General features: G+C 47.2%; 21 protein-coding genes and 1 tRNA gene. 11 read left to right on the top strand and 11 right to left on the bottom strand.

Annotated features, from left to right (window positions below):
- Window positions 1–14 precede the first annotated feature (14 nt).
- From QNJ26_22160 to QNJ26_22150, 3 genes are all read right to left on the bottom strand, one after another.
- Window positions 15–332, bottom strand: a complete 318-nt coding sequence (locus QNJ26_22160) for a hypothetical protein (GenBank protein MDJ0988258.1) — start codon at window positions 330–332, stop codon at window positions 15–17.
- A gap of 251 nt (window positions 333–583) precedes the next feature.
- Complete coding sequence (locus QNJ26_22155; GenBank protein ID MDJ0988257.1) at window positions 584–1,621, bottom strand: M4 family metallopeptidase; 1,038 nt, start codon at window positions 1,619–1,621, stop codon at window positions 584–586.
- Between the two features lie 683 nt (window positions 1,622–2,304).
- Complete coding sequence (locus tag QNJ26_22150) at window positions 2,305–2,802, bottom strand: tetratricopeptide repeat protein (protein ID MDJ0988256.1); 498 nt, start codon at window positions 2,800–2,802, stop codon at window positions 2,305–2,307.
- A gap of 247 nt (window positions 2,803–3,049) precedes the next feature.
- Here QNJ26_22150 and QNJ26_22145 point away from each other — a divergent pair, with 247 nt between their 5' ends.
- The 4 genes from QNJ26_22145 to dusB all read left to right on the top strand — a co-directional run bounded on the left by QNJ26_22145 (window position 3,050) and on the right by dusB (window position 6,435).
- Entirely contained in the window at window positions 3,050–3,763 is a 714-nt protein-coding gene (locus QNJ26_22145; GenBank protein MDJ0988255.1) for an N-acyl homoserine lactonase family protein, read from the top strand.
- 175 nt (window positions 3,764–3,938) lie between these two features.
- On the top strand, window positions 3,939–4,289 hold the full coding sequence (locus tag QNJ26_22140) for a hypothetical protein (GenBank protein MDJ0988254.1): 351 nt from the start codon (window positions 3,939–3,941) through the stop codon (window positions 4,287–4,289).
- Window positions 4,290–4,490: 201 nt separating this feature from the next.
- Window positions 4,491–5,366, top strand: a complete 876-nt coding sequence (locus QNJ26_22135) for a DUF1848 family protein (GenBank protein MDJ0988253.1) — start codon at window positions 4,491–4,493, stop codon at window positions 5,364–5,366.
- Between the two features lie 100 nt (window positions 5,367–5,466).
- Window positions 5,467–6,435 (top strand): tRNA dihydrouridine synthase DusB, encoded by a 969-nt coding sequence (gene dusB / locus QNJ26_22130; GenBank protein MDJ0988252.1) that lies wholly within the window; start codon window positions 5,467–5,469, stop codon window positions 6,433–6,435.
- A gap of 162 nt (window positions 6,436–6,597) precedes the next feature.
- On the opposite strand, the gene QNJ26_22125 is transcribed toward dusB, so the two are convergent.
- Entirely contained in the window at window positions 6,598–7,614 is a 1,017-nt protein-coding gene (locus tag QNJ26_22125) for a hypothetical protein (GenBank protein ID MDJ0988251.1), read from the bottom strand.
- 514 nt (window positions 7,615–8,128) lie between these two features.
- Between QNJ26_22125 and QNJ26_22120 the strand changes: the two genes are divergently transcribed.
- Window positions 8,129–8,305, top strand: a complete 177-nt coding sequence (locus QNJ26_22120; protein MDJ0988250.1) for a conjugal transfer protein TraB — start codon at window positions 8,129–8,131, stop codon at window positions 8,303–8,305.
- A 20-nt stretch (window positions 8,306–8,325) separates the two neighbouring features.
- Here the strand turns inward: QNJ26_22120 and polA are convergent, their stop codons facing one another.
- The gene (polA, locus tag QNJ26_22115; protein ID MDJ0988249.1) at window positions 8,326–11,004 is read right to left on the bottom strand and encodes a DNA polymerase I; all 2,679 of its coding nucleotides are present in this window, start codon (window positions 11,002–11,004) and stop codon (window positions 8,326–8,328) included.
- 612 nt (window positions 11,005–11,616) lie between these two features.
- Here polA and QNJ26_22110 point away from each other — a divergent pair.
- The 5 genes from QNJ26_22110 (at window position 11,617) to QNJ26_22090 (ending at window position 15,604) form a co-directional block, all read left to right on the top strand.
- Window positions 11,617–11,913, top strand: a complete 297-nt coding sequence (locus QNJ26_22110; GenBank protein ID MDJ0988248.1) for a hypothetical protein — start codon at window positions 11,617–11,619, stop codon at window positions 11,911–11,913.
- A 98-nt stretch (window positions 11,914–12,011) separates the two neighbouring features.
- Window positions 12,012–12,881, top strand: a complete 870-nt coding sequence (locus QNJ26_22105) for a radical SAM protein (GenBank protein MDJ0988247.1) — start codon at window positions 12,012–12,014, stop codon at window positions 12,879–12,881.
- Window positions 12,882–13,034: 153 nt separating this feature from the next.
- A complete protein-coding gene (locus QNJ26_22100; protein ID MDJ0988246.1) occupies window positions 13,035–13,325 on the top strand; it encodes a TMEM165/GDT1 family protein in 291 nt (96 codons plus the stop codon).
- Window positions 13,326–13,341: 16 nt separating this feature from the next.
- Window positions 13,342–14,319 (top strand): DMT family transporter, encoded by a 978-nt coding sequence (locus QNJ26_22095; GenBank protein ID MDJ0988245.1) that lies wholly within the window; start codon window positions 13,342–13,344, stop codon window positions 14,317–14,319.
- 148 nt (window positions 14,320–14,467) lie between these two features.
- Window positions 14,468–15,604: a transglycosylase SLT domain-containing protein gene (locus QNJ26_22090; GenBank protein ID MDJ0988244.1), complete on the top strand. Its 1,137-nt coding sequence runs from the start codon at window positions 14,468–14,470 to the stop codon at window positions 15,602–15,604.
- Window positions 15,605–15,625: 21 nt separating this feature from the next.
- Here QNJ26_22090 and yhbY read toward each other — a convergent pair whose 3' ends face one another.
- Window positions 15,626–15,937 carry a ribosome assembly RNA-binding protein YhbY gene (gene yhbY / locus QNJ26_22085; protein MDJ0988243.1) on the bottom strand — a complete coding sequence of 104 codons (312 nt, stop codon included), beginning with the start codon at window positions 15,935–15,937 and terminating at the stop codon, window positions 15,626–15,628.
- A gap of 126 nt (window positions 15,938–16,063) precedes the next feature.
- Here yhbY and QNJ26_22080 point away from each other — a divergent pair, with 126 nt between their 5' ends.
- Window positions 16,064–16,423 (top strand): inorganic pyrophosphatase Ppa, encoded by a 360-nt coding sequence (locus tag QNJ26_22080; GenBank protein ID MDJ0988242.1) that lies wholly within the window; start codon window positions 16,064–16,066, stop codon window positions 16,421–16,423.
- An 89-nt stretch (window positions 16,424–16,512) separates the two neighbouring features.
- Here QNJ26_22080 and QNJ26_22075 read toward each other — a convergent pair whose 3' ends face one another.
- From QNJ26_22075 to QNJ26_22055, 5 genes are all read right to left on the bottom strand, one after another.
- Complete coding sequence (locus tag QNJ26_22075; protein MDJ0988241.1) at window positions 16,513–17,658, bottom strand: SpoIIE family protein phosphatase; 1,146 nt, start codon at window positions 17,656–17,658, stop codon at window positions 16,513–16,515.
- A complete protein-coding gene (locus tag QNJ26_22070; protein MDJ0988240.1) occupies window positions 17,658–18,878 on the bottom strand; it encodes a response regulator in 1,221 nt (406 codons plus the stop codon). The genes QNJ26_22075 and QNJ26_22070 overlap by 1 nt, the downstream gene beginning before the upstream one ends.
- Window positions 18,879–20,594: an ATP-binding protein gene (locus QNJ26_22065; GenBank protein MDJ0988239.1), complete on the bottom strand. Its 1,716-nt coding sequence runs from the start codon at window positions 20,592–20,594 to the stop codon at window positions 18,879–18,881.
- A 571-nt stretch (window positions 20,595–21,165) separates the two neighbouring features.
- On the bottom strand, window positions 21,166–21,666 hold the full coding sequence (locus QNJ26_22060; protein MDJ0988238.1) for a flavodoxin family protein: 501 nt from the start codon (window positions 21,664–21,666) through the stop codon (window positions 21,166–21,168).
- Window positions 21,667–22,211: 545 nt separating this feature from the next.
- Window positions 22,212–22,287, bottom strand: a tRNA-Asn gene (locus tag QNJ26_22055).
- Between the last annotated feature and the right edge of the window lie 192 nt (window positions 22,288–22,479).

Below are 22,479 nucleotides of genomic sequence, written 5' to 3'. Positions count from 1 at the left end.
TGGGACCGAAAGGATCAGTGAGCACTTGGCTGTTGAGCGGCCAGTTTTCGCAAATAAGCCGACAGGCGGCGCAAGTTTTCAGGTGCGCTCAGTTCGTTGAAGGACAAGGTCTTATTTATTGTATCGGTTGATAACGTCAGGCGGCAGATAAAGTCATCGGGTATATTGCGGGAATTGGCGGAAATCTGCTTGGGGTCCAATTCCAAAGCGCGGGCAGCATCTATCAAATCCAGAATTTTTTGGGCCTCCGCCGCAGGCAGGTCATCAATTTCGCATTGATATGCAAAGCGCAGCCCGCCATATCCGCCGGAACATTTATACTCAATATACACAGTAGTCTCCTATTGGGTCCAGTTTAGGCTTGCCGCCACGCCTAATAGTTTGGGCTGCTGGCATATGCCCAAGGTTTCAGTGTTCAGGTGTCGGGTGTCAGCCCCTCTAATCTTGCCTGAAACCTGACACCTGCCTGCCAGGCCGTAGCTTTCCAAGCGAAGGCTGGACACCTGAACTGCCGACGGCGGAACCTTTGAGACTGCCACCTGAAACCCCGTTTTTAAGACCCGAAATGCGAAACCTGTGAGTCCTACGTCAAGTGAGGCAGCCCCACCTCCCTGAATGCCGCTCTGACTTGTTGGGTTGAGCCCACTGGCACCTGTTTTTGCCGGGTTAGGATTCTGGCCGAGTCAACAATAACGTCGACAGCGTCATTAAATTTAGCTGTCGTCCATAGCTTCTGAAGTGCGTGGTACCAGATAAGCGTGGCTTTATCAGTGCCAATTTCCATGGCGACCAGATAGAAGGCGCGATTGGGGATACCGCTGTTAATGTGAACCCCCTGGTTGTCATCATCGCCGGTATAGTAGTCATTCATGTGGGCCGGTTGCGGGTCTTTGCCAAGGAGACGATTATCGTAGGCCGTTCCGGGAGCCTGCATGGAGCGCAGCGATTCCCCGTAAAGGTCCGGCCCCATAATTTCATCGCCCACCAGCCAGTCCGCCTGGCCGGCATCCTGTTTGAAGGCGTGCTGCGTTATGGCACTGCCGAAAACATCTGAAAAATGTTCGTTCAATGCCCCGGACTGACTGAAATACTCCAAATCGGCCGCAAACTGGGTAACGCCATGCGCCAGTTCATGCGCTACTACCTCCAGCGACCGGGTAAAACTGATAAATATTTCACCGTCGCCGTCACCAAAGGTCATTTCATCGCCATCCCAGAAGGCATTCATGTAATCCTGACCGAAATGCACATTGAGGATTAAATCCATACCCTTGTTGTCAATGGAATTGCGCTTGAGCACTTTGCTGAAATAGTCGCGAACTTTGCCGGCAAACGTGTAAACCCTGTCGGCATCTTTGTCACCGCTTGCCGGTTTACCTTCACCCCGGACCAGCTTGACGCGCTGCTCCCATTTGTTCTGGCAGTCGTAAACCTTGCGTTTGGCCTTGGCCCTAGTTTTGGCACTTATAAACGCTTTCATATCGATGCGTTTATCCGCACGCTTTTTGCGGCTGATTTTACTCTGCTGAATACTCAATCTGGCATTGTCCACACCGACCCGTGCCAGATTTTCCAGAACCTGCGGCGGAACAAATGTGCAATTGCATTGATAATGCGCCATAACGGCCTCCTTTCGGGATGGCATGCGAGCTGACTCATTGTCTGCGTCAGCAGTGTTACCATAAGATGCTGCCCCATATTAAAACAAGGCGTTTAATTGTCAATAAATTGCACCCAAAACAAAAACCCCTCGACACGGTATCTAAAACAACTATCAGATAATCGGTGATGAGGGGTTTCCAGGGTAGTGAGAATTTTTTTCTAGATTATCGCCGGTATTACCCGGCAAACGTTTAATAACGTTTTTAGGCCAAACGTGTCAGAATACTGTCATTTAAGCGACAGACGCTGGTTAATGTGCTAAATTTCTATTGCATTTAGAAGCTATCTCAAAAATGCATCTAAGCTCAATGGCTGGGTTATCTAAAAAAAATGGATTATACATTTATTTCTAAAAACACTAAGGTATGCATAAAATAGATTCAGAATGATCGAATACTAGTGTGCATGCTCCACTTTTAAATCGACCTGCGGGAAACCGTTTGGCTTGTCTTCGACATGAGTTCAGGCCGAGTGTAGCTCACGGCCGAAGGGCTCCATTCGGCCCGAGTTCATGGCCGAGGGCAACCGAGTCGTTTTCGCCTTGCTTTGTTGAATACCTTAACCTGCTGAAATTAGATGTGAAATCCCGCATTCATGCGGGGAGCGTAATCTTCTAGTTTTAAGATAGCTTCTATTTTGGTTTTACGATTTATTTTCACCGATATATTCCAGATAATCCAGAGCGTCTTCATCACCCATTTCGGCCGCCTTTCTAAAATCAGCCATGGCCTTTTCCTTATTGCCCCATAGAAGGTAAACTCGTCCTCTGCCGTAATAATACAGGCTGTTTTGCGGCTCCTTCTGAATGGCCATATTAATCTGCGCGATCGCCTTTTGATACTGGCCCAGCTGACCGTATGATACGCCCTGTGAGAAATAGGCCCGGCTAAAATTCGGATCCAGGACGATGGCTTTGTGGAAATACTGAACAGCGGCCGTATTGTTGCCGTATGTAGAAACAAGGGCACCTTTTTCAAACCAGTAATTGGCATCTTTTTTTACTGCAGCCGAAGGCCTTTGGGCTTTCCGGCTCTTGGTTGTGGCTTTTGATTGGGCGATTAAGGAATTCGGTATACTGAAAATGACCGTAGCTGACAAAAAGCAACTGAATATGATTATCGTAACGAATCGGGTTTTCATGAGAAGCTCCTAAAAGTAAGTACAGTAATTCACTGTATTGTATGGTGAATTGGCCCGAAAGTCAAAAAAATTGCCGCTTCAGCCGCATCCTTGATGCTTGATTTTGAGGTAAAAAGGTTTTAGTCTTGATCATCCATTCAAAATCCTTTATTGAAAAGCTTCCCATTCGTCCTTAATCAGGTTTTGGGTGCATGCGTGATACTAAAATCATCGACAGTTTGTATATCTGAAAAAGCAGGAGGCCTTGATGCAAAAATACACCATTCATCCACTGGTTGTGGGCATTAACGAAACCGATCAAGGTGTTATGACCTATTTACGGGATTATGGTAAACGAATATACCTGCCGATATATGTCTTTTATCTAAAGGGCGGTGATCAGAACATTTTAATCGATACCGGCCTGGAACAATTTATGGTGCCCGAAGGTGCTGAAAAGGAGTGCGGATTTAAAATATTGGAATTTGAAGAAGCATTGGCAACCTTAGAGCTAAAACCCGAGGACATTGATATCATCATCCATACCCATTTACATAATGATCACTGTGAAAATGACTATAAATGCACCAATGCAGACGTGTATGTCCAGAAAAAGGAGTATGCTTTTTTAAAGAAACCCCATCCGGTCGATCATCGGTATTATCCGGACATACTCGATGATGTCAACGTAATCGAAGTCGACGGTGACGCTCGTATTGCCGACGGCATCGATGTCATTTTATCACCGGGACATACGGTTGGCGGGCAATCGGTGGCTGTCAATACCAGCGAGGGGCGTGCCGTCATCACCGGTTTTTGCTGCAATGATAAAAATTTTCCGTCAGCCGGACCGGCCATTGCACCTGGTGTCCACATCGATCTGACAGAGGCTTATGATTCTATCCAAAAAATTAAAGAGCTGGCAGATATTATACTACCACTCCATGACCCGACTATCGGAACACGCAAATCTATTCCTTAGTTCAACAGACAGCTTGTAGTTAAACAATTTATGGGTCTGATCGCCTGAGCATTACCATACAAGGTTTCAGGTGTTCCGCCGTAGGCGGATTCAGGTGTCAGCCCTTCTGACCGACCCTGAAACCTGACACCTGACACCCGAAGCCTTATATTGAACCTATGACAGGATATACTGAATGACCAAAGAAAATGATTTAGTATTAATCCACTTTGAAGATAAGCCGCTCACTTTTGCGCGCGTAGAGAGCATATTGCCGGACGCTAAAAAAGACTGGTATCACGTCAAATTACTTCTACTGCAAATTCCGCTGCAGGTGGTCACATGGATCTTGAAAGACGTATACATTAGCGGCACTGAATTTACCATGAACGGCAAAAAAATGCGCCTGGAGAAAGTGGAAAGTCCGGCCGAGACCCAAACATCAGAACCGTCAGAAAAGCAGGAGACCTTAGGCCAGCAAAAAGAAGCCGCACCAAAGGAAAAAGGCGCAAAGGTAATATCGCTCGAAGATCTTAAACGCAAGTAGGAAAGGTTTCAGGTGTTCCGCCGCAGGCGGATTCAGGTGTCAGCCCTTCTGACCGTCCCTGAAACCTGACACCTGACACCTGAACCGCCAACGGCGGAACTATAAAGCCTGAAACCTGCTTGCCAAGCCGTAGCTTTCAAAGCGAAGGCTGGACACCCGACACCTGAAACCCAGGTACCTGGTAACCCGTAACCCGAAACATTGAAGCCTGAGCCTAAAATCGTCATCTCGGCATCCAGACGAACCGATATTCCGGCATTTTATATGCCCTGGTTTATGGAATGCATTGAGCGCGGTTTTTTTGAAGTCGTCAATCCGTTCAATCGACATATCAAAAAAATCCCTGCCACCCCGGCCAATGTGCATACGATCGTTTTCTGGTCCAAAGATTTCGGTCAGTTTTTGAAGCACCAATATGGCCAACAACTGCAGAAGGCCGGTTACCATCTTTTTTTCAACTTTACCGTCAATTCAGCATCCCCTCAGCTTGAGCCGCAGGTCTCCTCCCTGGATGTCCGCCTCGACCAGCTTCAACAACTCGGCGACCAATTCGGTCCTGCGGCAATCAACTGGCGCTTTGACCCCATCTGTTTTTTCAAAAGCGGCAATGACAAGGTTCAGGACAATCTCAGTGATCTGAGACGCATCGCTGTAAAGGCCAAAGAGACCGGAATCAAACGCTGTATCACCAGCTTTATGGACCCTTATTCAAAAATCGAAAAACGCTTAGTAAATCGGCCTGATTTTTCATTTTGGGATGCCCCCTTGAAAACCAAGCGTCAGGTTATCGTCAAAATGGAAAAAATGCTGGCTTCCAAAAATATAAAGCTGATGCTGTGTTGTGAAAAGGATGTTTCGGTGGGGCTCGCGAATGATTCATCCGTCACACAGAGCGCCTGTATCCCAAATGATCTGCTGGTAACACTTTATGGTGGAAATCTCTCATTAAGACGAGATACCGGCCAGCGCACCCAAAAAGGGTGCGGTTGTAAAATATCAGTGGATATCGGTGATTACCGCCAGCATCCTTGCTATCATGATTGTCTATTCTGCTATGCCAACCCCACTTCAAAATAAGTCTGTTGTCCGTAGTCAGTTGTCCGTTGGCCGGTTTAATGCTATAAATTCAAAATTGTTTCACCACGGACAACGAATGACTAACAACTAACTTGTGAATATGCAAATTGGATCGGTAAAACTTGAGAATCAGACGGTGCTGGCGCCCCTGGCCGGCATTACCAACCTGCCGTTTCGACTGATGGCCAAAGAGGCGGGCTGTGCTTTGGTCTGCTCGGAGATGGTCAGCGCCCATGGGCTGGTCAACCAATCATACAGAACCCAGCAACTGCTGGACAGTCAGCCGCAGGAAAAGCCGCTGTCAGTTCAGATATTCGGCTCTCAACCGGATGTGATGGCTGAAGCAGCCCGTTTAGTGGAAGCATCGGGCGCAGATATTATTGACATCAATTTTGGATGTGCGGTCAGGAAAATAATCAAAACCGGTTCGGGCGTTGCCTTGATGCAGGCGCCCGATACGGCAGCAGCTGTCATCCGTAGCGTGCGCAACGCCGTATCCATACCGCTTACGGTTAAATTGAGAAGTGGTTGGGATGCCACCGGTAATCAGGCATTTGAAATTGCTAAAATTGCGGAATCCTGCGGTGTGGATGCGATTGCCATTCATCCTCGCACCGCCACCCAGGGATTTAGCGGTCATGCAGACTGGACCATCATTAAGGAATTAAAAAAGCGGGTTGACGTGCCTGTAATCGGCAACGGTGACATCTGCAGTGCCAGTGATGCTATGGCAATGATGGCGCAAACCGGATGTGACGCAATCATGATCGGCAGGATGGCCATCGGCAACCCCTGGATATTTGCCAACGTTCGGGCCCGATTGCGCGGAGAGACCGAACCGACTGTCAATCTGGACCAGCGGTTTGACATTATGAGACACTACCTGAAAGCGTCCGTTACATATTTTGGAGAGGAAATCGCTTGCCGGATGATGCGCAGTCGTCTGTGCTGGTTTGCCAAAGGCCTTCGAAACAGCAGCCAGTTTCGCAAATCAATCAATCACATTTCAACCCAGGCAGAAGCCCTGCAACGCATCAAAGCCTATCAGGTTTCATTACTATCGAGCTAATCGCTCTCTATCGATTCTTTCCTAAAAATCTCTCGTGTAACCATATTTACCGGTTGAGCCGGTTGGCCGGTTTCCCGTTAGCCGGTAAAAGAAAGTGATTCTTTCTGACTTGGAATCTTCGGGCGCAACGGGCCAACGGGCAAACCGGCTCAACCGAGTGAATTACTTCACTCTCACGGAACTGCCCGGCTTAATCCCCCTGTTGGTGATGATTGCCGCCCTGGCTTGGTTGGATTCGACTTCGGTGATTTTGACTTCACCAATTTTTTGGCCGCGGACAAAATACCGCTGGCCGGACAACCCTTTTAAAACGCGACTGGTATCAAAAACATCGAATTCATCCCCTGTGGCCAAACCCGCGGTGGTGCCTGAAGAAATGATTAGGGTTTCATCTTCAACTGCGGTAACAAATCCGCTCCAAGGCTGGTCCTCGATTGCCCAGCAGACAGCTTCTCCAATTTCGGCCAGAAGATCTGTCAAAGTTTCATTTAAATCGGGCAACATCATTTTGCCCACAGAACGCATCAATTCATAGTCCAGCTCTTCAATTTCAACTTTACGGCTATAACTTTCATCCAGGATTTTGCTGCCGCTTTCGGTATCATAGACCTCGATACTGACCAATATCTGAATCAGATGACGGGTATCTTTCCAGATCATGCCTTGCAGTTCATCCAGTATACCGATATCGTCCAGGCTCCCGGTGATGACCGCATTTATTCCCATCTGCCTGCCGATTAGCGCCAGGGCAAAGTTATCAACCTCACCGTTTTCCATCAATGGCAGCTGCTGAAATCCTTCAATCTTATCGCCTGCTTCCGGACGCAGTACGCTAACATCATCGCATTCGTTGTTCAGATATTCCGGAATGCCCTTGCGAAATAACTGGGCGAAATCCTTGCCCCGATACAGGGACTTATTTTCAAAACCAATAACGGCGGCCAAACGCTGAAGATCGTCGTCTGAAAATCGAATATTGCGCGTAAGCTTCTGGGTTGTCTTGGTGACGGTTTTTGTGGTTTTATCCACGGTTTCCCGATAAGAACACCCCATGTACACCAGGCTGAGAATGCCAATCAAAACCATTACCAATGGTAAAGACAGCAGAGTGCGTTTTGATGTTGCTGCGTCAATCATCATGGTTATCATGCCGCCGGAGATTTTTTTGGGTATCTGCATCGTCAAAACAACGCCAAGTGTGATGACAAAATCGGTTGATCTTAACGATGGTATTAAATAAATAATAATTTTTACGTTGTCAAATCAACGATATTCATTGATAGCTATTGTAGGCTCAACACAATGCCGCCACCCACAGCAGCAGAGACAACTAATTATTTTCATTCATTATATTTAGTTAGTATATTGTCGTACCTTTCTAACAAGATTGTGATGCTGTTATTTAATATTAGTTTATTTCGCATTAATTTTCATATCTGGTTTTGAACGGGTCGGAGGTTTCCATATGCAAGGCACTTAAGGGCGTGGCTATAGTCACGCTATGCCTCGCCCTTAATAACGCAGCAAATGGAAGCCTCCGGCTCGCCCGAAGGGTGAAAATTAATGCGATGAAATGATTTTCATCCGTTAACTTTAGCTGGTATCTTGTCGCACCGTTCCAACAAGATTGTGATGCTGTTATTTAATATTAGTTTATTTCGCATTAATTTTCATTCAAAGAAGGAGAGCGTATATGGCCTCATTAGACGAACAAATATTAAGAGCCACCAAGGAAATTGTTGTCAAATTCATAGAAGGGGGACGCATATCACCGGCCGGTTTTACGGATTCATTTAAAAACATCTACGGTACGGTGTATGATACGGTCAAAGGCCAGGCAGTGCCTTCATCAAGTGAAGAAAAAGGGTAGTTTCTGTCAATTAAAACCAATTAGTGGGCTTCAGCCCAGTTGTCGCCCAGCGCCAAGTTCACTTTGAGGGGCACTTTGAGCTCCCAGACACTTTCCATTATTTCTTTGACCAGAGTTGACAGTTCGTCCAGTTCTTGCGGTGGGACCTCGAAAATGAGCTCATCGTGAACGCTGAGCAGCATAGCGGATTTAAGGTTTTTATCTTTGATGGTACTGGCCACTTTGATCATTGCCAGCTTAATGAGGTCGGCAGCGGTCCCTTGTATCGGTGTATTAATCGCTGTTCTTTCAGCAGCCTGCCGTACGACATGGTTGCGACTGCCAATATCCGGCAGCAGACGAATACGTCCCAAAAGCGTGCTGGTGCGTTTGGACTGATGGGCCTCTGCAAGCGTTTTGTCGATGAATTCCTTCACACCGGTGTAGCGGGCAAAATAATGATCGATATAGGTTTGCGCCATCTTTTGTCCGATATCAAGCTGTTTAGAAAGCCCAAAGGCACTCATTCCATATATAATACCGAAATTAATGGCCTTAGCCTGCCGCCTGAGCTCGGTTGTCACATCTGAAGCAGGCACTTGAAAAACCTCGCTGGCGGTACGTGCGTGAATATCCTCGTTTTCCAAAAACGCTTTAATCAAAATGGGGTCATCGGAATAATGTGCCAAGATGCGCAATTCCACCTGGGAATAATCCGCTGATACCAGTTTCCAGCCTTTGCGGGGCACAAAAGCCCTGCGGATCTCCATGCCCTCCGCGCTGCGAATGGGTATATTTTGCAAATTTGGGTCAGAGCTGCTTAAGCGGCCAGTAGCCGTTACGGTTTGATTAAAGGATGTATGAATACGGCCGGTCTCGGGATTAACCAGATCAGCCAGGGCGTCAGCATAAGTTGATTTAAGTTTGGACAGTGTGCGATGCTTTAATATGAGGGCTGGCATTTCATGTTCTTCAGCCAGGCGAGTTAATACATCCACATCGGTCGAATAACCAGTTTTCTTTTTGGTTTTTTTCAATACCGGCAATTGCAGTTTGTTGAACAAAATGTTGCCCAACTGCTTGGAGGATTTGATGTTAAATTCTTCTCCGGCAAGACCGTAAATACTGGCCTCCAGCCCTTCAAGTTGATGTGCAAAGGATTTAGACAGTTCATGTAGGCGGTCGATATCGACACAGGTGCCGATCATTTCCATATCCATCAGGACTGGCACTAAGGGCATCTCGACGGTTTCCATCAGTTGTTGCAGATCAATCGCCTGCAATTGAGACATCAAAGCATCCTTGGCCATCAGGGTGATGTCGGCATCCTCGCAGGCGTACGGCACTGCTTTTTCCAATAGCACCTGATTAAAGGATAAAGCGTTTTTGCCTTTGCCGGCGACGTCCTGATAGGGAATGGTTTTATGGCCTAAAAAATCCAGAGCGATCTGGTCCAGATTGTGAGCGCGTTTGGATGGATTTAGCAGGTAAGATGCGACCATGGTGTCAAAAACGACACCATCGAGCTTGACGCCATGGCGGGTCAGAACAATCCAATCATACTTTATATTTTGGCCGACTTTTTTAATACTCGGATCAGACAATACAGGTCCGAGCTGTTTTAACACGTCAGATAGCGGTAATTGCTGCGGTGCGCCAAGATAATCATGACCACAGGGAATATAAAACGCTTCGTTGGGCTGCAGGGCAAATGACAGCCCCACCAGCCGCGCTTGCATTGGGATTTGAGAAGTCGTTTCAGTGTCCAGGGCAAATATGCGGGCCGATGTCAGACGAGATATCAGCCGATCAAGCGCTGCTTGGGTTAAAATCGGCTGGTAATTTTTGTCGCTTAAGTCGGCCTTCTGAGAAAGGGCGTGCTGTAGTTGCCGAAACTCGAGGGTCTGAAACAGGGCTGAAAGTGTATCGGTGTCCGCCGGGCCGATTTTAAAATCCGCCAGATCAGTGGAAATAGGAGCGTCGATGTCAATCGTGACCAGATCCCGGCTTAAAAAAGCTTGATCCCGAAAACGAATCAGGTTTTCGCGTTGCTTCTTAGCGGTGATGGTGTCAACCTTTTCGTATAATTTGAGTATACTCTGGTGGTTTTGGATTAGATTCAGTGCTGTTTTCTGGCCAATTCCCGGAACCCCGGGAACGTTGTCGGATGTATCACCGGCCAGTCCCAAGACATCAATCATCTGCTGCGGTTCGACGCCATAGGCTTTCTTGACAAAGGCGGTATCGATGGTGGTTTCCTTCATAGGATCCCAGATCAGGGTGTGCTCGGTCACAAGCTGAATAAAATCCTTGTCACCGGTCACAATAACGACCGAAAAACCTTTCTTTTCAGCAATCCGGGCAACCGTTCCGATCAGGTCATCGGCTTCAAAACCCTGCATCTCTATAATCGGAAATTGCAAAGCCGCTGTAACTTCTTTGATATACGGAATTTGAACGGCCATATCGTCGGGCATGGGTGGACGATTGGCTTTGTATTCTGTGTACATTTCATGCCGAAAAGTAGGGCCCTTGGCATCGAAGAACATACCGGCATACTGCGGTTGGCGATCTTCGATAAGCTTTAACATCATTCGCGCAAATCCAAAGGTGGCATTTGTCGGCAGTCCCTTTGAATTGGATAATCCCCGGATGGCATGGTAGGCGCGATGGATGTATGCGGTACCGTCGATTAAATATATCGTTTTTTCTTCTTTCATAGATTTCTCAATACCATTGATTGCCAAGTGCGGTTAAACCATCGATTTTGAACCCGTTTGTCACGGTCAGATACAGATGTCACATTTTAGCAAATTTGACATATATTCTGGATTGAATTACTTTTTTGGCACCCTTTGCATGTCCGCTGAATATATTCCGGTTCAGGCAGATATTACGCCACCGGAACCGGGCATGGGTCTCTATAACACTTAAGATTTAAAACAACAATCATGAAAGTGCCGGCTACAAATTCCGGATATCGCCAGCGGCGCCGACGTCTCAAATCCTACGATTGCGATTGCTGTAAGTCGACATTTCGATTTTGCTGGACGTGCCGTTGCGGCTTCAGTATTTGCCAGGACTGCATGCAAGAAAACATGTGGGGAATGTCCTGCAATGGTATTACCTGGACATGCCCGGATTGTGGTGGACAAAATGGCTTTGGCAACCAGTAATAGCGGATAGCCGGTTAGCCCGTTGCTGACTAACGGTCCATATGAAAAGGGATTAGCCTGCTGAAAGCCGATCAACCATAATTTAAAACATGCTTCTTTCTTAACGGGCCCAACGGGCTCAACCGGCAAACTGGCCAACCCGATGGAGAAATAGCCATGACAGACAAGATCATTTCGATTGAAGAACAGGATGGTCCCTTTCAGATGACATTCCAACGCGTCATGCGGATGGTGCCGGATCGTGACAAACAGGACAAAAAATTACAGCGGCTCATTGCGTTTCGCCTTAAAATTGACGGTGAAGCAGCTATCAGTGAGTATCTGATAAAAAAAATCAAAGAGGCCATCAAGTGTTCTTTCCACGGCAGCCTTTATGACTACCTTAAAGATGATCTGCTCGAAAAAACATGTATCGGCGATGATGCTGACGAGCCTCCTCCCGGTGCTGCTTAAGAAAACAGTTGCTATGACCGCCACAAACATATAAAAGCCAAAGTTCGGACTGATGCGAAATTCAGTCCGTTAAATTCTCAGATGGAATGTTAAACCGCATGCATTATGAAGGCAACATAATACGACCGCCCAGCGAGGCCAACAGCATTCTGCTGCAGGTGACCGTCGGCTGTTCACGCAATAAATGTACCTTTTGCGGAACCTACAAAGGCGAACGTTTTCGGATAAAGCCCGATGCCATCATTATGGAAGACATTGCCTTTGCAGCGCAACACTGCCGTCGGCAGCGCCGGGTATTCTTATGCGATGGCGATGCGCTCATCATTCCCCAAAAAAGGCTGCTAAAAATTCTAAAAGAAATTGAAAAACAGCTGCCCTGGGTAACACGGGTCGGATTGTATGCCAATGCCAAGGCCTTGAAAATGAAAACGATCGATGAGCTCAAGGCGCTCAAAGCGCATGGGGTGGGAATCGTGTATATGGGTTTGGAAACCGGCGACGACATCACACTAAAGAACATAAACAAAGGGGCCACCGCCGAACAGATGATTGCCATGGGTCGCAAAGCCAAAGAAGCCGGCTTCAAGCTTTCGGTTACCGTTCTTTTGGGGATCGCTGGCCCAGAGCGTTCTCAGGTCCATGCAAAGGAAACCGGGCGCGTCCTTTCCGAAATGGACCCTGACTACATTGGCGCCCTGAGCCTGATGCTCATACCGGATACCGCCCTTCATCAGGCGTATGTCTCCGGAAAATTTCGCCTGATTGAACCGCAGGAAATGCTGGCGGAGCTGAGAACCATGATCGCCAGCACCCACTTGACCCGGGGGCTTTTCCATGCCAATCACGCTTCAAATTATCTGCCGATCAGAGCCCGGTTTCCAAAGGACAAGGAGACCACATTGGAGTTGATTGACGAGGCCTTGAAAGGCAAAGTCCCGTTGAAACCGGAATATCTAAGGGCATTATAGATATAACTGGTGTCAGGTGTCAGGGCAATTTAGGACACATCATAACCGCAAATTTATTCAGTGATGATTAAATATAAAAGGCACCAAGACCAATTCTGAAATTCAGAATCTGACACCTGACACCTGAAAACTTTTTCATCTATGAGGAACCCGATGGATTTCAAAATACTGCTGACAACCTTTGGTTTGATCTTTCTGGCTGAATTGGGTGACAAAACCCAACTGGCAACATTTTGCTTTTCAGCTGATTGTAACTCGCGAATCTCTGTATTCTTAGGTTCCGCTGGCGCCCTGGTGCTCAGTTCATTGATCGCCGTAGTTTTCGGTGCCGGGATCAGCCGGGTCGTTCCCACAAACTATATCAGAATCGGAGCCGGAATTTTCTTTGTTATAGTGGGACTGTTAACATTGTACTCTTCGATGCGCACCACAAACGCCCTCTAACACAAAGCGCCGGCAAATGAACGATATCCGCCATGCCCAACTCAACAGCACTAGGCCCGCTGAGCGCAGAGATGCGCCAACGGGTTCCTGGCCTATTTCGCGCTCTGGACGCTGGACAGGCACGGGCTTAATGCTGGCTTCCGCTTTTTTATTCTCCGTTGTGGATGGTCTCATCAAGCTTTCCGGACCTGGATTCCGGGTCTGGGACATTGCCTTTTACCGATTCGGTTTGGGGCTGGTTATTTTAATGGGCATAATGGGATGGAAACAAAATCCCTTCAAAACCAGCAACCTCAAACTCATGATCATTCGGGGCTTGACCGGCACCACCGCCTTTTTGTTGCTTGTCATCGCCATCCGGCACATTCCAATATCGACAGCCATGGTTTTGTTTTTTACATTTCCAGCCTTTGCAGCCCTTTTTTCATTTCTTTTGTTTGGTGAAAAAATCTCATTTGGCCAAATCGGCTGCGTATTGGGCGCGCTGATCGGTGCCGCGATCTTATTTGATTATCAACTGTCAGACAGCCTATGGGGCCAGGCGGCCGGTCTGACATCCGGCATGTTTGCCGGTGTGACCGTCTGTTTAATCAAAAAATTAAGAGAAACAAACGGGTCAACCGTCATTTATTTGTATTTTTGCCTGATCGGTGCTGTGATCACCTTTCCGGCGTTTATCAGCGATCCACACCTGCCGACATCCGCCATCGAATGGCTGATGATCGGCGGCATCGTTTTTAGCGCCCTTGCCGCCCAGCTTCTGATGAATCAGGGTTTTCAATATTGCAAAAGCTGGGAAGGCGGTCTAATTTTGACCAGTGAAGTGATCTTTACGTCCCTGTTGGGCATTATATTGCTAGGTGAAATTTTCAGTTGGCGCTTTGGATGCGGTGGTTTTCTGATTGTCTTCAGTGCTGTTTTCAGCAATTTTGCCAAAGATCGCACCGTCTCTGTTTACGCCGGAAATTCATCACAGCGGCTGTCTCATCCGTAAGCCGTTAGGGACAGTTGTCATTTGGTTGATAGTTGTTTACAGCATTCAGAGTCATCTGTTAAAAGCCTGCGACGGGAATGGCAAACAGCTATGACGTTTCTGTCAAAGGCAATTTCACGCAAGCCATCTTAAACAGACTGAGGCGAATATGAAACGCACGTTTTTGATGCTATTGTTGGTCCTAATGGGCGGGGCGGTCATCTGCAGCGCTCAGGAGCCGCAGATGCAGCAACCTTCCGATTGGCCCTCACTAATAGCAAACATCAAACTAGATCAAGCACTTAATTTTTGCGGTGAGCCCGTGGCGCTGGACCTTCAAGAAGTGCGCGAGCGTTTAGAAAAAGAACTGCTGTTAACCATCTGGGATCGACCCCAAGTGGTGCTGTGGATTAAGCGCTCCACCCGTTATTTGCCAATTATTGAAGAAATGCTAGCTGAAAACAACATGCCCGATGACTTGAAATATATGGCCATTATTGAAAGTGCACTGCGCCCACATGCCGGCTCGCGCAAAGGCGCCATTGGCTACTGGCAATTTTTAAAATCCACCGGTCTTAAATATGGACTTAGAATAAATGCTGATATCGATGAGCGCAGGAATATATTCGCCTCAACTCAGGCGGCCATAAACTACCTTAAAGAGCTGTATGCGATGCTGGGGTCCTGGACGCTTGCGGCTGCTGCTTACAATATGGGGGAAATCGGCCTACAAAGCGAGATGGTATCGCAAAAATCGGAGGATTATTACCAGCTCTATCTGCCGCTTGAAACCCAGCGGTATGTTTTCAGAATTATTGCTGCAAAATTAATTTTAACGAATCCGGAGCGATTTGGCTTCCAATTCAGCGATGATGACCTTTATCCACCACTGGCGTTTGATCGAATTCAGATTGAATGCTTTCAGGATACGCCGATCCTAATTGTCGCCCAGGCTGCCAAAACCTATTTTAAGGCCATTAAAGACCTGAACCCGGAGATCCGCGGCCACTTTCTGACGGCCGGTACACATTCGCTGTTAATCCCAAAAGGGAGTGCCGACGGATTTGAGACGCGCTTTAAACAGATGGTGCAACAATGGCAGGCCAAGAATCAAGAGCGCGTGTATGTGGTTCGCACAGGCGACAACCTGACCAGTATTGCCGAGCGTTTCAATGTGCCGCTGCCGGCGCTGCTCATCTGGAACCGCCTGGATGGCAAAAAGCCCATACACCCGGGTGACCGGCTGGTCATATACCCCAATGAAACCAAAACCTCATTGGAAGATCCCAACTCGCGGGACCAGTAGTCTGACCGTTGGCCGGTTCGCTTACCGCTGCGGTAGCTGAAAATGGCGTTTCTCCGGATCGGTTTGCTGTTGGTAGAAGATGACGATATGGCCGATCATGCCAACCAGCTGGCAATCCGCTTCAGCCGCAAGTGCTTCGGCTGTTGCTATTTTCTGCTGTTTTTCTTTAAAATCAACGAACTTGACCTTGATCAGCTCATGGGTTGCAAGGGCCTCACGAATCGATTCGATCAGGTTGGCAGTTAGACCCTTCTGACCGATAAACACCACAGGCTTTAATCCGTGGGCAAGTCCTTTAAGAAACTTTTTCTGATATCCCTTCAAGGGTTCCATAAATGCTCCTGATCAAAACACTTCTTTTGTCATTTGAAAAATATCATCATTCGTGAGATAACCCTGTCAAATATCGGAGCAATGATATTTCCACTTTCCAATATTTCAGTCTAAGGAGAGCCAGGCATGACAGAAACCAAACATCCCCAGGAAGCCATAAAATTTGAAATCCAGGCCTATCGACGCCCAAAAGATCGAAAAGTCTTGCGCAAAACCCACGTCGCGTTTTCTGGGTCTCCTCAGCGGCATCCCTACGATGGGCATAAAATCATCTTAATTGCCGACCCCTACAGTTCTCATAACGTGTTTTACGAATTTTATAAAGATGATATTGATTACGTGGAAGAGTTGCCGAGTATCGTCAATATGGATGGGGAGACCATTACCATGGTGCGGGCCTGGATTAAGAAAATGAGCATTGGCATGCGATGTTCGCCGTTTATTGTCGAGGATATGTCTTCAGGATCGAGGGACCGCAGGGCATAAGGTGTTTAAACCAATTTGTTGCAAAATGTTGTGCTGAAATTTTGTGCGCTTCTGTTCGGGTATGTCAGACCCTAAAATGGAAGCTTATTTTACTCAACTTTAATGACGACCAGAGTGGCATCATCATCAATTTTTAGCGGGTGACAAAATCGATTCAGAGATTCAAATACGCCATCGATAATTTGTTTAGCAGCTTGATCGGCTGTGTCCTTAATCACCTGCAACAATCGTTGGGTGCCGTACATTTCACCATTATCATTGATCGCCTCTTTGATGCCATCGGTTCCGATTAAAATTATCTGGCCGGAACGGATCGGTTTCTGATACTCTTTATAAACCGCATCATCCATGACCCCTAGTGGCAAGCCCTCGCCGGAGAGTAACTCCGGTTGATCAGCTGTAGCAGGAGACCATAAAATCGCCGGTTCATGCCCGGCCTTGACCCAGCGAATCATTTTTTCCTTGGCGTCGAGCTCGCAGTAAAACATGGTCATAAAAAGATGCAGCTGTTCGACATCCTGCACCAGCCGCTTATTAACATCGGATATAATCGCAGCACAGGTGCTGGGGGAAGTTTGGATGCGCTCTCTGAGAAAAGCACGCGCGGTGGTCATCAGCAGCGCAGAAGGGATACCGTGATCAGTGACATCACCAACGACAATGCCGATCTTATCTTGACCGTTTTCCGGGGGATATATAAAATCATAATAGTCCCCTCCGGTTTCATCACACCAAATACTGCGGCCGGCAATGTCAAACCCCTCAAAATCGGGATCTGATTTCGGCAACAGTTCGTGTTGAACCTGACTGGCCTTTTCCAGAGACGATTTAAAATTATTCAGCTGTTGCTGGTGGGATACGACTTTGTGATATTTCTGGATTGCGCTTTGTATCGCCTGGCTCAGAATATCGGCTGGACACGGCTTGTTATGAAACTGAAAGATATTGCCCTCGTTGACAGCTCGAATGGCAGTCGGCATGTCCGCAGTGCCGGTCAGCATCATGCGGACAGTGTCCGGGCTGGTCTTTTTGACATACGATAAAAATTCGATACCATTCATTCCCGGCATCATGAAATCAGATACAATTACCGCATACGGCCCATTTTCCTGCACCTGCTTCAGGGCTTCTTCACCACTGAGGGCAGTGTCGATACGAAATTGGCTGCGCAACTGACGCTTAAGCCCGGCCAGAACCATGGCATCATCATCGACCAGTAAAACTTTATCTTTCATTACCATTTCCTCTCTGCGAGATCCTTACACACGAGTCGCCAGTCATCAATTCGGTGACCAACCCCCAGATTATCAAGATACCCGCGATCCAGTTGTTTCAATTCACCAGAGCTGTTTTCATCCTTTTTTAGACGGTCATACGCATCACCAAAATGAACGGCGGTCAGAAGCCCGGTTGAATCGGCCAGGCTTCTGTCAGGGCAATGATGAAACGCTATTGCTTCAATTACCGGGTAATCCAGCCCCCACAACCCCATTAAATAAGCACCGATTTCTGCATGGCTGGTCCCAAACATATCAATTTCGAGTTCCCACAGATGTCGTTTTTTTTGCTGCGCTTCAGCCAAAATCTGTTGATACGGTTTTTGGAAGTTGGTCACCAGGATCAGTTTGCCCAAATCGTGGAACATACCGGCCATCAGCGAATTGTTTATCAGATATTGATCCAGCCGTTCCTCTTTTGAGACGCTTTGCGCAAACATGCTGACCGACATGCTGTGATTGAAAAGCTCGTCAAAATTAAACCACGCATATTTTTTCTGATTGAATTCGGAAAAGATTTTAACGGAAAGCACAAGGGCTTTGATGGTTTCGGTCCCCAGAAGCATTACCGCTTCTTTGGGGTTGCTAATTTTTCGCACAAGACCGAAAAAGGCGGAGTTGACAACCTGTAATATTTTGGCCGTCATGGCCAGATCGGCGGCAATAATATCGCCAATTTTTTGAACAGACGGATCTGAAGATTGCAGCTCATTGATCACTTCGGTATAAATGGCCGGCAGGCTGGGAAGCGTCTCAGTTTGTGAAACAATGCGTTTGATGGTTTTATCTTCCAGTAGATTCCGCAATCCAAACAGTTTGTTTAAGGTGTGCTTTAGTATATCTGCATCACAGGGCTTGGAAAGACTTTGATGCGCCAGCTGTACGGATTTAAATGTCGTTTCCTGCTCCACCTGACCGGAAAGAATGATGCGCACCACCTCTGGATGATGACGCTTGACTTCGGCAAGGAGCTCGCCCCCATCCATCTCCGGCATTCGCAAATCAGAGACAATCACGTCAAACGGCTCGAGGCTTAGAATGTCCAACGCCTCTTTGCTACTGGACGTAAAACGCATATCCCATTCAGCACGCATTTTTCTGAGCGACCGCTGAAGGCCTTTTAAAACCATGGGCTCATCGTCAACAAACAATATGCGTCTTTTGGTTTGATCAGTCATTTACAAATTTAGGGTGTCTATGGGCAACCGGATCACAAAGGTGGTGCCTTGATTTTCTTTGGTTTCTATGTCAATTGTGCCGCCATGTTTGTCAACGATCACAGAATGGGCAATCGCCAACCCCTGTCCGGTTCCGCGGCCCGGTTCCTTGGTCGTAAAGAACAGATCAAATATGCGGTGCCGGATATGCTCCGGAATACCGACGCCGGAGTCACTGATCCGAATTTCAGCATGCTTGTCGGTTTGGCGGCTGCTGATGTTTATGGTTCCCTTTTCAGCCGATGAGTCCGCCTTTGCGTCGGCAATCGCATGGGCGGCATTCACAATCAAATTCAAAATCACCTGGTTAAACTCCGCCCGATGACAGGGCACTGTCGGTAAAGCACTATCGAAGTCCGTCTTTAATTCAGCCACATATTTCCATTCATTACGGGTAATGATGATGGTTTTTTCAATTTCTTTATTAATATCAACGGGTTCCTTTTCCTCTCCCCCCGGATGGGCAAAAATCTTCATGGCCTGTACAATATGGGTGATGCGATCAACGCCTTTGAGCGTCTGCTCGATAGCCAGGGGGACCTCCTCTTCGAGATAGTCAATATCCAGCTCTTCAATGCGTTTTTCGATGTCTTGAATCTGCTCGGCCTGCAACGGGCCAGATTTAGCCGTATCGAGGGATTCTTTATACAAATTGCAGGCTTCGATCAGGTCGCTGAAAGCATCCTGCAGAAACCGGGTGTTGTCACCGACGAATTGGGCCGGCGTATTGATTTCATGGGCAATCCCGGCGGCCAGTTGCCCGATGGCCTCCATTTTCTGAGACTGATGCAGTTGCGCTTCAAATTTGATGCGATCGGTGATATCAGCTCCGATGATCGTCAAACCTGAAATGTTCTGATCATCGCCCTTAAAAGGCGTAATCGAAAGCCCCAGGTATCGATCCTCACCATCAGAGTTGCGAAAGTGAATGTTATCCACCCGGACGTTGCAACCATCGTTGAGACTTTTAGAAATACCGTCTGATATTTTGTCCCAATCCCAATCGATGCCGCAGCAGTCCAGTTCGATTCCCATCACATCGGTGGCGGATATGTTGAATACCTTGGCAGCGACGGCATTCCAATGAATTATTTCTTTATCGCAGCTTATACCGATCAAAATTGTCGGTAAAGAAGAGATCAGGTGCTCAATTTCACGGTGTGCCAGCTTAACCGATCGCTTGGCTTTTTTGCGCTTTTTAATCTGGCGTTTGAGTTCCGCGCTGGATTTGACTAGCTCGGCCGTCCGATCCTGCAGCAGTTTCTCAGCGCGATTTTGGTCCGTTAAGTCCATCATAACGCTGATGATACCGGCAATCTTTCCAGTATGGTCGGTAAATGTCGATCGGCTCATCAAAAAATCGCGCTGAATACCGTCAGCACATCTAATAGCCGCCTCGTAGCTTTGGATACCGGGCTGGCTGAGCAGTTTTTTATCGTTATGCAAACAGAAATCCGTCAGCGCTGCCGGAATAATGTTGGGAAGATCAAAAACCGATTGTCCGACAATGTTTTCGCAGCAGGTACCGAGCACTTTTTCAGCAAAAGCGGTGTTGCAATCCATGAACACACCATCTTTATTTCGAAAAAATGCCGGGTTGGGAATCGTATTGATCAGCGTGGACAGTATCTGTTCAGAAGGATTCTGTGACGTCGTATTTTTGGCAATTTGGTCCATTTTTAGTTTATAGACACATGATTTTATGTAACTTTTTTAACATATGGCTTTTGATATGCTTATAAGACGGCAGTTGCGCATCGAATAGAGTTTGCTGCCCAACACATACTAGTCTGAACAATAGAGAAAACAGCGGTCCAAGACACTTGTTTTATCGGCTCAAATGGCCAAAATCTTTACCTGTTTTTAACGCTTGGGATATTGTGCAAGATGTCACACTTGATGGCATGTTAGAAATGGAAAGCAAGGTCTCGAAATGAGACCGGCAATTAAAATATTTATAATAATTCCAAAATGATAAAAAGAATATTGTCTGAGACTCTAAAACTTGAATAAGCCCTTAGGGCCATTCAAGGCCTTTAGTGGGGGTTATGGTTTTGCAGGAAATGAAGGGGGCGTATTTTAATTTCGAATACCCGTGATCGAAATACGTCGCCCCCTGAGATATGAGAGAAATGGTCACATACTCATTTGGCCGGATGGCTCAAATAGACCCTTCAGATTTGAGTATCCAAATCTGTCATAGACAGGGCACAACTCACCCATACTAATGAAGGTCAATTGCTGCCCGTTATACCCGTCCAGCTTTTTGCAGCATTAAATTGGCGAATTGTTTGCCATCTTCAAGGTCCGCTTCATCTGGGTGCCCTTCGGCGCTCTGGGCCTCCAATGCCCAGAATCTATATTCGGCCTTATTCATAAGGGCCTCCAGAAGACTGGCTTTGACCTCACCCCGGCACCCGAAGGTACCGATAACCGTTGCTTGAGCCGCCAGAGTAATCGCATAATGGAATGCTGAAACAGCCAGCGGGCCGCCCCGCAGCGAGCCATGGGTGCCAAATAAAGCCAGCATTTTGCCATCTGGGATACGTTTTAACGCTTTTTCCACTTTTGGGGGCACACTGCTAGTTTGAACTGGAAACCCCACGAAAATAATGTCATACGCTGCGAAATTTGTGGTATCGTCGATTTGCACGATGTCATTATCGGTTGTCTCCAGACCTTTGTAAATTGCCTTGGCCAGTATCTCCGTATTTCCGCTTTCAGAGTAGTATGCAACAAGTGTTTTCACAGCTCCCTCCTTTAAAATTTTTTCGTTTTTCCTACACGATATGCCTAAAGTTTGCAAATATTTTGATTTGATTTTGTGACCTTCTGCATACGATTTTTTTAAACCGAGCGCAAAAAGGGGTACCATCCATTGATAGGTTCCCTTTTACTGTTGATTCGCTCCCCAGTCCGCCGAAGGCGGAAACCGCGGACCCGGTGGTTAATCCGCCGCAGGCGGACTCTGCCTACTGTGCGACTGTTTTAATATGTTCACTTTTATCCATTCACGGCCCTGACCGCTTTTCAAGAACGTTTCTCTTTTCATAGCATCACTGCGAGTGGCGTACGCTTCTGAATATATCAGTTTCCATGGGCCTTTTTGCTTGTAGGTATATCTCATTGACCCTGCTTCATGACTATTGTGACGTTTTAGGCGACTCTGCAAATCTGACGTATGACCCTTGTACAGCTTGCCGGTTATCTCGTCCTGTAAAATGTATACCCAGAATGGCATCTTATGCTGTCCAAATACAAAGGCCCAATCCAAAGGATTGGGCCTTTAAAAAGTGGCTCCCCAGCACGGACTCGAACCGCGGACCCGGTGGTTAACAGCCACCTGCTCTGCCTACTGAGCTACTGGGGATCATATGGTTATTCAAAAAGTTTGTTGGTAGTTTCAACTATTCCCACAACCCGGTGGTTAATCCGCCGCAGGCGGACTCTGCCTACTGAGCTACTGGGGATCATATGGTTATTCAAAAAGTTTGTTGGTAGTTTCAACTATTCCCACAACCCGGTGGTTAATCCGCCGCAGGCGGACTCTGCCTACTGAGCT

It is taken from the genome of Desulfobacterales bacterium (genome assembly GCA_030066985.1).
Classification (GTDB): domain Bacteria; phylum Desulfobacterota; class Desulfobacteria; order Desulfobacterales; family JAHEIW01; genus JAHEIW01.
The sequence above is the reverse complement of the archived record's forward strand: the minus strand, read 5'-3'. Positions and strand labels throughout refer to the sequence as shown.